This is a genomic window from Variovorax sp. YR752, from assembly GCF_943372545.1.
In genome coordinates, this window is record NZ_CALRZC010000017.1 from 1 (window position 1) to 15,456 (window position 15,456).

The 15,456-nt window shown below is 66.9% G+C and carries 13 protein-coding genes; 10 read left to right on the forward strand and 3 right to left on the reverse strand.

Annotated features, from left to right (window positions below):
- From AAG801_RS06135 to AAG801_RS06160, 6 genes are all read left to right on the forward strand, one after another.
- Nucleotides 1-270: ABC transporter ATP-binding protein (locus tag AAG801_RS06135; protein WP_341887627.1), on the forward strand; the 270-nt coding region annotated here is incomplete at its 5' end.
- Between the two features lie 33 nt (nucleotides 271-303).
- Nucleotides 304-522 (forward strand): hypothetical protein, encoded by a 219-nt coding sequence (locus AAG801_RS06140; RefSeq protein WP_341887628.1) that lies wholly within the window; start codon nucleotides 304-306, stop codon nucleotides 520-522.
- 23 nt (nucleotides 523-545) lie between these two features.
- The gene (locus AAG801_RS06145; protein WP_319357335.1) at nucleotides 546-2,033 is read left to right on the forward strand and encodes an ABC transporter substrate-binding protein; all 1,488 of its coding nucleotides are present in this window, start codon (nucleotides 546-548) and stop codon (nucleotides 2,031-2,033) included.
- An 8-nt stretch (nucleotides 2,034-2,041) separates the two neighbouring features.
- Nucleotides 2,042-3,460: an amidase gene (locus tag AAG801_RS06150; protein WP_341887629.1), complete on the forward strand. Its 1,419-nt coding sequence runs from the start codon at nucleotides 2,042-2,044 to the stop codon at nucleotides 3,458-3,460.
- A 491-nt stretch (nucleotides 3,461-3,951) separates the two neighbouring features.
- Complete coding sequence (locus AAG801_RS06155; protein WP_341887630.1) at nucleotides 3,952-7,452, forward strand: metallophosphoesterase; 3,501 nt, start codon at nucleotides 3,952-3,954, stop codon at nucleotides 7,450-7,452.
- 10 nt (nucleotides 7,453-7,462) lie between these two features.
- Complete coding sequence (locus AAG801_RS06160; protein WP_341887631.1) at nucleotides 7,463-8,707, forward strand: hypothetical protein; 1,245 nt, start codon at nucleotides 7,463-7,465, stop codon at nucleotides 8,705-8,707.
- 24 nt (nucleotides 8,708-8,731) lie between these two features.
- On the opposite strand, the gene AAG801_RS06165 is transcribed toward AAG801_RS06160, so the two are convergent.
- Nucleotides 8,732-9,595, reverse strand: a complete 864-nt coding sequence (locus AAG801_RS06165) for a LysR substrate-binding domain-containing protein (protein ID WP_341887632.1) — start codon at nucleotides 9,593-9,595, stop codon at nucleotides 8,732-8,734.
- Between the two features lie 125 nt (nucleotides 9,596-9,720).
- Here AAG801_RS06165 and AAG801_RS06170 point away from each other — a divergent pair, with 125 nt between their 5' ends.
- The 3 genes from AAG801_RS06170 to AAG801_RS06180 all read left to right on the forward strand — a co-directional run bounded on the left by AAG801_RS06170 (nucleotide 9,721) and on the right by AAG801_RS06180 (nucleotide 13,252).
- Nucleotides 9,721-10,119, forward strand: a complete 399-nt coding sequence (locus tag AAG801_RS06170; protein WP_341887633.1) for a 4-oxalocrotonate tautomerase family protein — start codon at nucleotides 9,721-9,723, stop codon at nucleotides 10,117-10,119.
- A 61-nt stretch (nucleotides 10,120-10,180) separates the two neighbouring features.
- Nucleotides 10,181-11,542, forward strand: coding sequence for a tetratricopeptide repeat protein (locus AAG801_RS06175; RefSeq protein WP_341887634.1), 1,362 nt, complete (start codon nucleotides 10,181-10,183; stop codon nucleotides 11,540-11,542).
- A 111-nt stretch (nucleotides 11,543-11,653) separates the two neighbouring features.
- Nucleotides 11,654-13,252: an amidohydrolase family protein gene (locus AAG801_RS06180; protein WP_341887635.1), complete on the forward strand. Its 1,599-nt coding sequence runs from the start codon at nucleotides 11,654-11,656 to the stop codon at nucleotides 13,250-13,252.
- Nucleotides 13,253-13,258: 6 nt separating this feature from the next.
- Here the strand turns inward: AAG801_RS06180 and AAG801_RS06185 are convergent, their stop codons facing one another.
- The gene (locus tag AAG801_RS06185) at nucleotides 13,259-13,954 is read right to left on the reverse strand and encodes a histidine phosphatase family protein (RefSeq protein WP_341887636.1); all 696 of its coding nucleotides are present in this window, start codon (nucleotides 13,952-13,954) and stop codon (nucleotides 13,259-13,261) included.
- 103 nt (nucleotides 13,955-14,057) lie between these two features.
- Between AAG801_RS06185 and AAG801_RS06190 the strand changes: the two genes are divergently transcribed.
- Entirely contained in the window at nucleotides 14,058-14,768 is a 711-nt protein-coding gene (locus AAG801_RS06190) for an alpha/beta fold hydrolase (RefSeq protein WP_341887637.1), read from the forward strand.
- 9 nt (nucleotides 14,769-14,777) lie between these two features.
- Here AAG801_RS06190 and pcp read toward each other — a convergent pair whose 3' ends face one another.
- Nucleotides 14,778-15,452: a pyroglutamyl-peptidase I gene (gene pcp, locus AAG801_RS06195; RefSeq protein ID WP_341887638.1), complete on the reverse strand. Its 675-nt coding sequence runs from the start codon at nucleotides 15,450-15,452 to the stop codon at nucleotides 14,778-14,780.
- Nucleotides 15,453-15,456 lie beyond the last annotated feature (4 nt).

The following is a 15,456-nucleotide window of genomic DNA, read 5'->3' on the forward strand; positions in this document are numbered from 1 at the left end:
GTGAGCGCACTCGACGTCTCGGTGCAGGCCCAGGTGCTCAACCTCATGCAGGACCTGCAGCAGCAGTTCGGCATCAGCTACCTGCTCATCAGCCACGACCTCGCGGTGGTCAACCACCTGTGCGACGACGTGTGCGTGGTGTTCAAGGGCCAGATCGTGGAGCAGGGACCGCCGGCCGATCTGTTCCACCACGCGCAGCACCCGTACACCCGCACCTTGCTGTCGGCGGTGCTGCACACGCCGCCCGGCGGCGCGTTGCGCGCGGCCTGAACACGGGGGCCTTGCCCCTCGGACAAATCGGTCATGAGCATCTGGTGGCGCGAGGCCTCGGCTTCGCGCAAGATCGCTCGCCCATCCGGGAACGTCCCGAGGAAATACCGCCCGCGCCGGCGCGCACCGGAGGGCCTGCTGCGAGAGAATGATCCGCTGCACGTGGCATCTTTCGTGCTGTGTGTCTTTCTTTCGTGGCGCTGCGCTTCCCTCTGGGGCACGGTGCGCGCCGAAGCAGTCATTCGACACTGACCGTTTTCCGGAGATCACCCCGTATGTTGAACCGTCGCACCCTCCTTACCACCGCCGGCGCCACTGTCGCCCTGGCCACTCCGCTGGCCGGCATGGCGCAAGGCCGGAAGGACGCCATCGTGATCGGCATGGCCCTGGAGCCGCCGGGCCTGGACCCGACCACCGGTGCCGCCGCCGCCATTGCCGAGGTCGTGCAATACAACATCCTGGAAACGCTGACCAAGATCAACGTCGACGGCAGCGTCACGCCGCTCTTGGCCGAGAGCTGGGAAATCTCGCCCGACCTGAAGACCTACACCTTCAAGCTGCGCAAGGGCGTCAAGTTCCAGAACGGCGAGCCCTTCAACGCGTCCACCGTCAAGTTCGCCTTCGACCGCGCCGGCGGCGAGAAGAGCACCAACAAGGACAAGCGCACCTTCGCCAACCTCGCCACGCAGGTGGTCGACGAGCACACGGTCGTGGTCATCAACAAGGAGATCGACCCCGACCTGCCCTTCGTGCTGGGCCAGGCCACGGCCGCCATCGTCGAGCCCAAAAGCGTCGACACCAACGCCACCAAGCCGATCGGCACCGGCCCCTACAAGCTGGACAGCTGGGCCAAGGGCTCGTCGATCACGCTGAGCAAGTGGGAAGGCTTCCGTGCGCCCGCCGTCGCGAAGATCAACAAGGTCACCTTCCGCTTCATCTCGGACACCGCCGCGCAGGCCGCCGCCGTGCTCTCGGGCGACGTCGACGTGTTCACGCGCATCGGCACGCGCGCCGTGCCGCAGTTCCGCAACAACCCGCAGTTCCAGACCATCCTGGCCGGTTCGCGCGCCAAGACCATCCTCTCGATCAACAACAAGAAGAAGCCGCTCGACGACGTGCGCGTGCGCCGCGCGATCCTCGCGGCCATCGACCGCAAGGCCTTCATCGAAGGCGCGGCCGACGGCCTGGGCGTGCCGATCGGCAGCCACTACGTGCCGGGCGCCGCGGGCTATGTCGACACCACGGGCATCAACCCCTTCGACATCGAGAAGGCCAAGAAGCTGCTCGCCGAGGCCGGCGTGAAGACCCCGCTCGAACTGCGCATGACCCTGCCCCCGCCGCCATACGCGCGCCAGGGCGGCGAAGTCATCGTGGCGCAGCTCGCCAAGATCGGCATCAACGTGAAGATCCAGAACGTCGAGTGGGCGCAGTGGCTCAGCGGCACCTACGGCAACAAGGACTACGACCTGTCGATCATTTCGCACGTCGAGCCCTTCGACCTCGGCAACTACGCCAAGCCCGACTACTACTGGGGCTACCAGTCGAAGGCCTTCGACACGCTGTTCGACAAGATCAAGTCCACCGGCAACGCGGCCGAGCGCAACAAGCTGCTGGGCGAGGCGCAGAAGCTGCTCGCCACCGACGCGGCCAACGGCTTCCTCTACCAGCCGCAGTTCCCGACCGTGGCCAAGAAGAACGTCAAGGGCCTCTGGAAAGAGAACCCGATCTTCGTGAACGACCTGTCCGCGCTGTCGTGGGGATGAGCCCCGCAGTGTCCGACCCTTCCCTGCCTTCGTTGAGCGACCTGTCGGCGCAGGAGCTGTCCGCGGCCTACCGCGAGAAGCGCCTGTCGCCGGTCGAGGTGACGCGCGCCGTCATCGCGCGCATCGAGCACTGCGAGCCCCGGCTGCAGGCCACGTGGCTGTTCCGGCCCGAGGCTGCGCTGGAGCAGGCGCGCGCCTCGGAGCAGCGCTGGCAGCGAGGCGATGCGCGCGGCCCGCTCGACGGCGTGCCGACCACCATCAAGGAAAACATCGCCACGCGCGGTGACCCGCTGCCCGCGGGCACCGCCGCCGTCGACCTCATGCCCGCCGCCGCCGACGCCCCGCCGGCCGCGCGCCTGAAGGAGGCCGGTGCCGTCATCGTCAGCAAGACCACCATGCCCGACTACGGCATGCTGTCGTCGGGGCTGTCGAGCTTTCACACGCTCGCGCGCAACCCCTGGGACCTGAGCCGCACGCCGGGCGGTTCGAGCGCCGGTGCCGGTGCCGCCGCGGCCGCGGGCTACGGCCCGCTGCACCTGGGCACCGACATCGGCGGCTCGCTGCGGCTGCCCGCGAGCTGGTGCGGCATCTTCACGCTCAAGCCCAGCCTGGGACGCATCCCGATCGATCCGCCCTACATGGGCCGCGCCGCCGGCCCCATGACGCGCACCGTCGGCGACGCCGCGCTCATGATGCAGGCGCTGGCCCGGCCCGACGCGCGCGACAGCATGAGCCTGCCTGCGCAGGACATCGACTGGGCCGCGTTCGACGTCGCGCCCGACCACCTGCGCGGCCTGCGCATCGGGCTGCTGCTCGACGCCGGCTGCGGCCTCGCGGTCGAGCCCGAGATCCAGGCCGCGGTCGAGCTGGCCGCGCGCCTGTTCGAAAAGGCCGGCGCCATCGTCGAGCCGATGCAGCCCTTCATGTCGCAGGCCCTGCTCGACGGCATGGACCACCTGTGGCGCATGCGCTCGCTCGTGGACCTGAAGGCCCTGCGCCCCGACCAGCGCGCCAAGGTGCTGCCCTACATCCGCGAATGGGCCGAGAGCGCCGCCGAGTTCAGCGGCGAGCATGTGTTCCGCAGCTTCAGCCAATTCCACGCGACGCGCGTCACCACGGTGAACGCCTGCGCCCGCTTCGACTACGTGATCTCGCCGGTGTCGCCCAACATGCCCGCGGCGGCCGAGGCGCCCTCGCCCACCAACGACCCGCTGCGGCCGCTGGAGCACATCGGCTTCACGGTGCCGTTCAACATGTCGGAGCAGCCGGCCGCGTCGGTGAACTGCGGGTACTCGGCCGGCGGCTTGCCGATCGGGCTGCAGATTGCGGGACAGCGCTTCGACGACCTCGGCGTGCTGCGCGTGGCGCGTGCGTTCGAGCAGATCCGGGAAATGCAGCGGCCCTGGCCGCGAGTTGCTCCAGACTGATCGAATCGGTCCAGGTCGAGTTCGACGCTGCTCCGACTCGACCCACAGCGCGCCCGACCGCGCCTCGCGGCAAACGCCATCGTCGAATCCCCTCGCCTTCGTGAAGAACTGCCTGCGCAGGGAGCACATGCTCCCCGCACAATGCGCCCTCGTCTCACACCTTGTCACAGGTTGAGACCACAAGAGCGCACAGCGCCGGTCAGTCAAACAACAGGGAGGAAAACGCAATGTTCATGCGTCGCTTTGCCGCGTTCGCGGCTTCTGCTTCAGACCCCGCGCGCCATCGATTGGCCGTGACCACGCCGGGAGGCTAGTCGATGGCCCTCCTTCCCCGAGTCTGCGACTGCAGCGAGCCCTCGCCAAAGCTGGCGTTGATCCTTTACCCCAGCCTGGGGACTCCTCTGCTGATCGGACCGCACCAGAAGAAGTGCAGTCTCTTCATTGCAGCGGAATCGCTTGGTCTCGCCACGAGCAGCGATGGGAGAACCACGTTGGACAAACGTGGACGGGTGAGCCTCCTGCCCAGCGACGCATCAGCGACCGTCGCGCGCCATCTTCGACTCGTGGCAATGAAAGGGGCGAAGCCTGACACTGACATTCAAGTCGGCGCACTGACCGGCGACGGCCGAGACTGCGCTATCGCGAAAACAGCCATCAAGGTCTGGCGGGTCGCCAAGTTCGAGCCTGGCGCCATCATCTACAACCAGAAAGGCGAAGTGTTCGCCACCGTCAGTCCGCAGGCCGTCAAGGCGTTCGGTGCCGCCGGCTTCCCGGCAGGCGATATCTACGAAGTGGAACTCGACCTCGCCCGATTAGCCATCAAGCCAGAGAGCGCTGAGTTCAAGAGCTTCGCCTGGATGGTGAAGCCCACACAGGCCCAGAAGAACGACTACCCATCACTGTGCACGGGCGGCACGGTCCACGCGCAGGACTTGCTGGTCGAAACCTTTCTCTCTCGGCAAATCACGAGTCGATCGCATCGTCACCAAGCCACCAACGCGCCCGCCGTGATGCGGCGCGGCAAGGAAGCGGCCTTGATGGAATATGACGTTCCACGAACCGCCCGTTCCGCACAATCGCTGTTCACCGAAACCGATGCGCGCCTCGCCGCATGGCATCCGGTCATCCGCCTCGCCAGCGACGCACCCTTGAAAGTCGGGCACCTGAGCGATGTGCATATCAACGTGCGGCACAACGCGCTGGCCAAGTCGCCTGCGCATGTGATCGAAGACAGCCAGTTCACCAAAGGCCAACGACCTGCAGTGGGTGAACTCGTGTGCAACACCTTCAACGCCCTCAAGGCCTTGTTCGATCAGGTGGGTGTCAGCAAGCGCCCCGATACCGTCTTGCTACTCACGGGCGACCTGATCGACTTCAATCGCAACATCGACCCTGCCAAGGTGCCGGACCGGCGCATCGGGGAGCAATGGAAACTCTTCAACGTCCTGAACCGGCTCAATGATCCCGCGAACCCCGAGCTGTACCCGCGCGGCCAAGACGACATGCTGGCCTACAGTCTGGTGCGCTATGCGTACAACGAGCTCAAGTTGCCTGTGTTCATGACGACGGGCAACCACGAGGCCTACGACATCGCCTATGGGGTCTATCCGCGCGTCGGCGTCTGGGGCATGACGCTCGGCGCCATGGAAATCCTGCAGGCCGAGATGCGCAAGACGCTCGCGCAGTGGGCACAGCTGCTGGCAGCGCATGATGCCTGCGACCGCCAGATCGACAGCATTCAGAGCACATTCGATCGGTCGGCTCAGCAACGGGGCGAGGACACACACGCTGCGCTGCGATCGGCCCGCCAGCAGAATCAGGCCGCACTCGAAGGGCTTCGGGTCAGCAGCAACACCGCCGCCGCCAATGCCAAGGCCGCGCTCGACGACTACCTGCGCCAGACCCGGGCAGGGCAACCCAAGGTCGCGTCGCCTGAGCCTGCCCTGAAGTCGTCTGGCAACGGACTTGCCGCACAGGCGTGGGGCGTCTATCACGCAGCGCTCCAGAGTGCCAAGCAGACTGTGGTCGACGCAACCAACGCCGGTATCAGTGCACTCTGGGGCACGTACACAAGCGCCGTCGGCGCGGTCGGTCATGGTGCGATCGGCCTCAGTCAGAGCGCCGGAAATCTGGGCATTCAACTTGCTGATCTCGCAGACGACCTGAGGACGCGCGCGATGGACCTCGGCGTAAGCGCTGGCGTGGTGCAGGCGCAGACGGTGATTGCGCACATGGCGACGTCATCGCATCTGGCGGTCAGCGCCGCTCGCGTCAGCGTGCAAGCTGCACTGCAAGCCAACAAGGAAATGCTCACCATGCTGGATGCGTCAATCGACGCGCACAGGAAAGACGTGGAAGGCGCCAGCAAGTTCGCGGGCCTGCGAGCCAATCCGGGCATCTCGGCAGATCACAACATGACGGTGTTCGAAGCCACGCTGGCCTACGGACCGACCTATGGGCAGACGTGGACCAGCCTGAACTTCACCACCGCCAACTTCGACTGGTTCAGCGTGCTCTTCACACCGCTGTCCGATTTTTGCATCGCAATGCCCACAGAGCCCGATGCGACGCGACCTCCCCAGCAGGTTCTCGTCGGTCTTGCGTGGGGCGAAACAGAGAACTTCATGAACGTCGAGGGCGTCGCGAAGCTTGGTACCGACCGCCATGGCGCGATGATCCTGCCGCGCGCCAGCGCGAGCATCGATGCAGCCCAGCAGGCTGTGCTGCGCCAGGCTTTGGCACTGAAGGGCAGCACAAACGCCCCGCTCGTGGTCGCCAGCCACTTCACGATGATCAACTACAACGCTGCGGCCCTCCAGGAAGAGCTGAGCTTCGTTCCCCACGACGGGCCGCGCGGACTGACCTCGGCCGGCTTCAACAACGCCAACTTCGGCACCTGCGAGCGCAATCTCAAGTGGTACTTCGCGCATTGCGCCAGCGTACCTGGGCAGCCGACACGCGTCGACTGGCACCTCAGCGGCCACAGCCACCGCAGCGCGCTGTACACCATCAGCCAAGGTCGCAGCACCCTCGGCGCTGGCACGGTCACCGTCGCGTCCCGGCGCGATCCCGGCATGTACAAGGACGGCCTCACAGCGTACGCCCGGAGCGGCACGCAATTCGTCGTGAGCTCATGCGGCGGCCCCATCGGTGTCCAGAACCTTGCCGGCGAACTCAACGGCCACACGCTGCGCCCGCCCGCAGGCAGCCTGCTCGATTGCGGCGAGCGCAAGCTCCGTCAGATCAAGACCCAACGCACCGGTCGCGACACAGGCACCCGTTACAACGAGGTGCCACGCCTGGCGGTTGCCCTGGACTACCTGCACGTACTGCAACCGGACAACGCCCCCGTGCATTTCGCGTGGGAATCTCGGACGGGCCTGCTGAACAAAGGACGCGCTGACACGGTGAAAGTTCTGTTGAACGATCAAATGAAGAAGCTCGACTGCATCGCGGCAATGAAGGTATGGATTTTTGAGGGTGGTCGTGTGGACGAGAAGAAAAAACCAAAGCCCTCAACCTGGCACTGCCTGACTCCGGAGTTCAAGCGCGCAGAGACCGGTGGCGCATTGCGCTTCACCTCGGCAGACCTGAAGAAACTGGCAGAAGCCATGGTGACGACCTCCACACGCCCCGCTGTGGGTGGCGCCGCAGACCTGTCCAAAGGTGCAGGGGTTCTCTTCATGCAGCGAGTGACGCAAGCCTTCTGCGAGGTCATCCTGAAGAAGCCCACGATCGCGCTGTACACCATGGGTCCCGAGAAGGGAAAAGCCACACCCGATTGGAGTGCAGACATGAAATGGGAGAACGATTCGTGGATATTTCCGCTGGAGATCGGGACGTCTCTGGTGGGGTCGAACGCGTTCGACTTCATGCAGCGCAGAAGTGGGGAGCACGGACAAGTGCCGGATTGGCGATTCTTGGCGGAGCAATACAGGGACAAGGGATACATCGCTGCCCACGAAGTCATTACGGGTCGGGCTGTCAAATGAGTGTCGGCGCATGAAACGTCGGGGATTTCTATCAATTGCGATACGAATCGCAGGCGGTTACGGCGCAATTTTTTTGACGGGATGTGATCTGATGAAAAAAGAAAAGATTCAAAACTTCGGCAAGCAATTCAACTATTTGAAAGACCCCGATCTGCGCAAGCGGGAAGCAGGGGACGTCACGCTGACGCTCGATAGCGCCTACGTCAGCAATGTGGAGTTCATCGGACAGAGCTGGAACAACATTCGATTCATCAACTGCGAGTTTGTTGGCTCGCATCAGATCAGACCAAAAAGCCTTGAAAAAGTGATCTTTGAGAACTGCCGCTTCACTGGCGTCTTCAACCTCGGCGTTCTCAAAGAGGTTCGATTCCTAGACTGCCAACTGGTCGGCGGAACCCACTTGGTTGGAGACACCGGAAGTCGCTCCACTGTCTTTGAGAGATGCATTTTCGAAGGAGCGGACAGCGAGCCCAACAGCTGGGGGAGCGTGGGGACCTACGGCGAAGCCACATTTATCGACTGTCGCGGGAAATGGTTCGATATCAGCGGCTATGCAGGACTCACTCTCGTGTCCTGCGAGTTCGATGAGGTCGGTTGTCAGCCCGCCGGCGGCGGCGAAGGACTCTATGCACCCGTTCTTTTGGAGCGCTGCAAGCTGCGCGGCAGATTCAACATGGTCTCAGCCGACCTTCAGTCTCTGACCATCCGTGACACCGTGCTAGACCATCTCGACCTCACCAATGCCACGATCAAAGACGATCTGGTGATCGAGCGAGTCAGGGGTGGCGCCATTCAAGTCGGCATCAAGGAAGCCGCGCGTGCCTTTTCCATGAAGGACAGTCAGATTCACGGCAACGGGATCTCCGTCTGCTATGTCTATGCCGGAGCCTTTGACTCCGTTCTCATAGAACGTTGCATCTTCGGCGGCGACGTCACCAAGCCAGTGATCATCGCAGGCGGCTTCGACCCGGACAACAAGGAAACTCAGCCGGTGATGACACGACGCCTCACGCTACGCGACAACAGGATTCCCTTTCTCTGCTCGGGATATCTCAATGCAGGTGATGTCGTGATCGAGGGCAACACCATCGAGTCGCTTGACGTTCAGCAGGGCCGCCTCGATTCATTGGAAATCGCTGGCAACACGATCACCCGCTCGGTGAACTTCACCGGCACTCAAGCCAAGAAAAGCAAGGTACAACGCCTCGCCAAAGATCAAGCCAAGCTCGACGGTTCCAACATCAAGCTGAGCTGATTTCCTCGCCCCCTTCCTGTCGCCTCAGGCCAGCTGCGACGACAGCATCTCCCGCGCCCGCGTCACGAACGCGGTCTCGCCCCGCCGCGCGGGCAACCACTGGAACGCCACGCGGGGCAGCGCCGGCAGGCCGTGAGGCGGCGCGAGCCGCGCAAGGCCCTCGCCGATCGCCGATTCGTTGAGGCAGGCCACGCCCAGGCCCGCGGCCAGGGCCGACTGCAGGCCTGCCACGCCCGACGCGACGTGCGCCAGCACGTAGGGCACGCGGCGGCGGCGCAGCAGGGCCACGGTGAACTGGTGCAGCGAGCAGGTGTCGGGCAGCGCCAGCAGCCGCAACGGCTCGCCGCGCACCACGCGCAGGCCGGTCGCGCCGAGCCACGCCAGCGATTCGCGCCGCAGCACGGCGCCGGTGCCGCTCGCTGCTGCATTGGCACCCGCGATGTTCATGGCCAGCCCCACGTCGAAATCGCCGTGCGCATAGGCGGCACGCAGCGCGTCGCTCTTCAGGATGGTCACGTGCAGCCGCACCTGTGGATAGCGCTCGCCGAGCCGACCCAGCAGCCGGGTGAGGTCGCCGGGGCGGAAGTAGTCGGTCACGGCCAGCCGCAACTCGCCCTGCAGGGTTTCGCCGCGCAGGTCGCGAAAGGCCTCGTCGCTCAGCGCGAGGAGGCGCCGTGCATGGCCCAGCAGCCGCATGCCCGCTTCGGTGGGCGCCACGCCGGCCTTGCTGCGGGTCAGCAGCGACTGGCCGGCGCGCTCCTCGAGCTTGCGGATCTGCTCGCTCACCGAGGACTGCGACAGGTACACGCGCGGCGCCGCGGCCGTGAGGCTGCCGGCGTCGGCCACCGCCACCAGGGTGCGCAACTGTTCGAGGTCGAAGCCTTGCATGGTGCCTGCCTATCCATTCGCTGATCCGATGGATTCCATCATATCTTCCTGCTTTTCCCATGACAAGGCGTTGCCCACAATCACCCCATCGACCACCCGTTCTTCACCCCTCAAAGGAGTTCACCATGCCCCACATCGTCGTCCACCTCTCCGGCCAGCCTGACGCCGCCCTCACCCGCAAGACCGTCGACACGGTCGCCGAGCTCACGCAGAGCGTGCTCGGCAAGGCGCTGCCGGTCATCGCCGTCACGGTGCAGTACATCGCCGCCGACAGCTGGTTCATCGGCGGGCAGTCGCTGGCCGAACTCGGCAAGTCGGCCTTCCACCTGGACATCAGCGTGACCGACGAGACCAACACCAAGGCCGAGAAGGCGCGCTACCTGCGCGAGGTGTACGCGGCCATGGCGGTGCTGCGGCCCAACCTGCACGAGGTCTCGTACATCCACGTGATCGATGCGCGTGGCGCGGCCTACGGCTATGGCGGCAAGACGCAGGAGTACCGCCACCAGCAAGCAGGTGTCTAGGGCGTCTAGGGCATCTCACAGGGACTTGAAAGACGCCGAGCGGGCGTGGCACCATGCCGCCATGCCCTCCCATGGAACCCCGCTCGCCGCCGACAGCCTCGGCAATCCGCTCACGCTCGACGACGCCGCCAGCATTGCGCTGGTCGACGACTTCGTGATGGGCTTCATTTCGACCGAGGCGCGCGCCGTGAACCTGCTGGCGCTGGCTGAGAGCGATGCCAGCCCGATCGTGCAGGCCTACTGCGCGACGCTGCACCTGTTCGCCGAATCACGCGAGGCCGCGGCCAACGCGCGGCCCTTCCTCGACAAGGCCCGCGCCGGCGCTGCGCGCGCCACGCCGCGCGAACGGCGCTATATCGCCGCGGTCGAAGCCTGGGCCGACGGCGACATCGCGCGCGCCATCGCGCTGCATGCCGAGCAGGCCCGCGAGCATCCACGCGACCTGGTGTCGGTCAAGCTCGGCCAGTACCACTGCTTCAACACCGGCGACTGCCCCGGCATGCTGCGGCTCGCGCTCGCGGCACTGCCGGCCGCGGCCGAGGTACCCTACGTGCACGGCATGGCGGCCTTCGGCTACGAGCAGTGCCACCTGCTGCGCGAGGCCGAAGCCAGCGCGCGCCGCGCGATCGGCCTGTGCCGCAAGGAGCCCTGGGCGCACCATGCGCTGGCGCACGTGATGCTCACCGAAGGCCGGCTGGCCGAGGGGCTGGCGTTCATGCACAGCGTGAGCGACACCTGGACCGGGCTCAACTCCTTCATGGTCACGCACAACTGGTGGCACGTGGCGCTGTTCCTCATCGACCTGGGGCGCGACGCCGAAGCGCTCGCCGTGTACGACGAACACGCCTGGGGCGTGGTGAAGGACTACTCGCAGGACCAGATCGGCGCTGTGTCGCTGCTCGCGCGGCTCGAGCTGGCGGGCATCGACGTCGGCGCGCGCTGGGATGACGTGGCCGACCACGTGCGGCAGCGCCAGGCCGACCATGTGCTGCCCTTTCTCGACCTCCAGTACCTCTACGGCCTGGCGCGCGCCGGCCGGCCCGAAGCCGAGGTGCTGCTGCACAACATCGAGGCCTTCGCGCCCGTCGCGCCGGCGTCCACGCGCGCCGCGTGGCAGCGCGTGTGCGTGCCGGCCGCGCGCGGCCTCGTGGCCCATGCGCGCGGCGATGTCGCGGGTGCGGTCGAGGGCCTGGGCGTCGCGCTGCCGCGCATGATCGAGATCGGCGGCAGCCATGCGCAGCGCGACCTGTTCGAGCAGCTCTATCTTGACGCGCTCGTGCGCACCGGCACCGAAGCCGCGCTCGCAGGCGCGCAGGGCCTGCTGCAGCAACAACTCAACGGCCAGCCCGAATCGCTGCGGCTGCGGCGGCAAGCAGACGCGGTCTACGCGCGGCTGGGGCTCGGGCAGCTCACCGGAGCGTGAGCGGTTCGCCACCCATGCCTTCCGGTCATGGGGCGTGGCACAAAAGGAATTAACGGCCGCGCGGGAGCGACTCCTAAACTGGCCGCTCCTCCCCTCTCCTCCTGTTCGCCCATGCAGCGCTCCCTCGTCACGCTGGCCGTTCTCGCGGCCTTCGCCTCGCCGTTCCACACCCCCACCACAGCCGCTGAAGCACCGGTCGAGCTCGACCTGCTGCTGCGCGGCGGCACCATCTACACGGGCGACAGCGACACGCCCGTGGTCGGCGACGTCGGCATCGCGGGAGACCGCATCGTGTTCGCCGGCCGCGCCATGCCGACGCAGTTCCGCGCGCGCCGCACCATCGACGCCACCGGCCTCGTGGTAGCGCCCGGTTTCATCGACGCCCACACGCACGCTGACGCGGACCTGCTCTCGAACGACGCGCGCAAGCGCCTGAACACGCCGTTCCTCATGCAGGGCGTGACCACGGCCGTGATCGGCAACGACGGCTTCGGCGGCTACGACATCGCGGCGCAGACGCAGAAGCTGCGCGCCGTGCCGGTCGGCACCAACGTCGCGATGTACGCGGGCTTCGGGCCGCTGCGCATCAGCCAGCTCGGCGAGGCCAACCGCGCACCCACGCCCGCGCAGATGGACACGATGAAGCAGCACCTGAGCCGCGCGATGTGCGACGGCGCGCTCGGGCTGTCGACCGGCCTGTTCTACCCACCGCAGAATTTCTCGAAGACCGAGGAGGTCATCGAACTCGCGAAGGTGGCGGCCGCGCACGGCGGCCTGTACGACAGCCACATCCGCGACGAGGCCATGTACAACGTCGGGCTGAAGGGCTCGATCGACGAGGTGATCCGCATCGGCCACGAAGCCAAGCTGCCGGTGCATGTGGCGCACATCAAGGCGCTGGGCGTGGCCGTGCAGGGCCAGAGCGGCGACATCATCCGACGCATCGAGAAGGAGCGCGCCGCGGGCCTGGACATCACGGCCGACCACTACCCCTGGACCGCGTCGAGCACGCGCTTCTCGGCCGCGCTGCTGCCGCCCTGGGCCAACGAAGGCGGCCGCGCCGCGACGCTGCAGCGCTTCGACGACGCGGCGCAGCAGGAGCGCCTGCGCAAGGACGTGCGCGAGAACCTGCGGCTGCGCGGCGGGCCCGAGGCCATCCTGTTCTCGGCCGGCAGCACGAAGTACGTGGGCAAGACGCTGGCCGACGTGGCCAAGGCCTCCAACGCCGACCCGGTCGACGCCGCCATCGCCGTGCTGCGCGACGGCGACCTCATGATCGCCTCGTTCAACATGAGCGACGACGACGTGCGCGCCTTCATGAAGCGGCCCTGGGTCATGACCTCGTCCGACTCGTCGCTGGGCCATCCGCGCGCCTACGGCACCTTCGCGCGCAAGTACGACCAGTACGTGGTGAAGGAGCGCGCGATTTCGCTGGCGCAGTTCATCCGAAGCAGCACCTCGCTCACGGCCGACACGCTGGGGCTGGTGCAGCGCGGCCACCTGCGCCCCGGCTACCACGCCGACGTGGTGGTGTTCGACCCGAAGCGCTTTGCGGCCAAGGCCACCTACACGCAGCCCACGCTGCTGTCCGAAGGCGTGGTCACGGTGCTGGTGAACGGCCGCCTCGCGGTGGACGGCGGCCAGCCCACGGGCGTGGGCGCCGGCGTGCCGCTGCTGCGCAGGCCGAAGCCGGGCAGTTGCCCGGCCTGACAAGGATCAGTCGTTCTTGAGGTGCCGCCGCTGGTCGTAGGTCGGCTGCGGCGGCATATCGACCAGGTGGCGCGTGTCGGCCCACTCGACGATCTCGATGGCGTCCGGCGCGGCCGGGTCGGCGATGCGGATGCGGTTGAAGCCGGCGTTCGGAATCTCGCTCTGGCGCGGGCCGCTGAGGCTCAGGCCGCGTGCGGTGCGCCACACCATGTCGAGCACGCCGCCGTGCGTGACGACGATCAGGCGCTGGCCGCGGTGCGCGGCGGCGACCGTGCCGAGCGCGCCGATCACGCGCGCATGGAACTCGCGCGCGCTCTCGCCCTGCGGCATGGCGTGGTCTTCGCGGAACTCCAGCCACTCTTCCCAGGCGCGCGGATGCTGGCTCTGGATCTCGTCGGCCCGCATGCCCTCGACCACGCCGAAGTGCTGCTCGCGCAGCGCCGCTGACGTGACCACCTGCAGCGCGAGCTGCTGCGCCGCGGGCGCCGCGGTCTGCTGGGCGCGCATGAGGTCGCTGCTGATGAGGTGCTGTGCCGTCTCGCCCGCCAGACGCAAGCCCAGGCGGCGTGCCTGCTCGTGGCCGATGTCGTTGAGCGGGACGTCCGCGTGGCCCTGGAAACGCAGTTCGCGGTTCCAGGCGGTCTCGCCATGGCGGATCAGGATGAGGTCGGTGGGGGCGGAGTCAGGGGTGCTGGTGGACATTGCATGCATTGTCCCCCGAGTGCATGACATGCCGGCTTCGTGCCAACCCGCTGTTGCACGACTGCCACCTCGCACACGCCGTCCGATCGCGCAGAATCAGCCCATGCCTCATCTTGTCCTGCTGCCCGGCCTTGCCTGCGACGAACGCCTCTGGGAGGCCCAGTTGCCCGCCCTGCCCGCCGCCTTCGGCACCCGCGTGAGCGACGTCCAGACGCGCCACGACACCATCGAAGGCATGGCCAGTGCCGTGCTGCGCGAACACGACGGCCCGCTGGTGTTGTGCGGTGCGTCGATGGGCGGCATGGTCGCGATGGAAGCGGCGCGCCAGGCGCCCGAGCGCATCGCCGGGTTGATGCTGCTGGGCACCAGCGCGCGGCCCGAGACGCCCGACATGTTCACGCTGCGCGAAGGCGCCATCGAATGGTTCGAGCGCGGCGAGGTGCGCGAGATCATCGAGCCCAACGTCGCCTTCGCCTTCCATGCCGCGCAGGCCGCCAACCCGGCGCTGGTGCAGCGCTATCTCGACATCGTGCTCGGCGCCGGCGCGGCCCAGCTCATCCGACAGAACCACGCCGTGATGCGCCGCCCCGACGCACGCACGCACCTGGCTCTGCTACGCGCACCGGTGCTGCTGATGTGCGGCGACGACGACCGCCTCGCGCCGCCCGAATGCACCCGCGAGATGGCCGCGCTGCTGCCGCGCGCCGAGGTGGTATGGGTGCCGCAGTGCGGCCACATGCTGACGATGGAGAAGCCTGCGTTCGTCAACACGGCGCTCAACGCCTGGCTGGGCAAGCACTTCCCGAACGCTTGAGAGCCCCGCTCAGTGCAACTGGCCGCCGGTTTCCGCGACGTCCTGCTTCACCGCGAGCGCGGTCTTCACGGTGATGCGCAATGCATCGACCAGCGTCTCGAGCGCCATGCTCGGCGCGCCCGGAAAGCGCGCCGCCTGCGCCGGCAGGTAGGGAATATGGATGAAGCCGCCGCGCACGCCCTTCGCCGCCGCCGCATGCGTTGCGATGCGGTGCATCAGCCCGTAGAAGAGGTGGTTGCACACGAAGGTGCCCGCGCTGTTCGACACCGAGGCCGGCACGCCGCCCGCGCGCAGTTCGCGCACGATGGCCTTCACGGGCAAGGTCGAGAAGTAAGCGGCGGGTGCGCCGGGCACCACCGGCACGTCGATCGGCTGGCGGCCGAGGTTGTCGGGCACGCGGGCGTCGTCGACGTTGATGGCGATGCGCTCCGGCGTGAACTCGGCGCGGCCACCGGCCTGGCCGATGCAGATCACCAGCGTCGGCTGAAGCTCGTCCATCGCGCGGTCGAGCGCGTCGAGCGCCTCGCCGAAGACGCAGGGCACGAGGCGCGCATGCACCGTGGCGCGGCCGCACTTCCAGCCGTCGAGCGTGCGCACAGCCTCCCACGACGGGTTGAGCAGCTCCTGCTCGAAGGGCTCGAAGCCCGTCAGCAAAACCGAGGGAGAAGCGCGCTTCGCCGGCATTGCA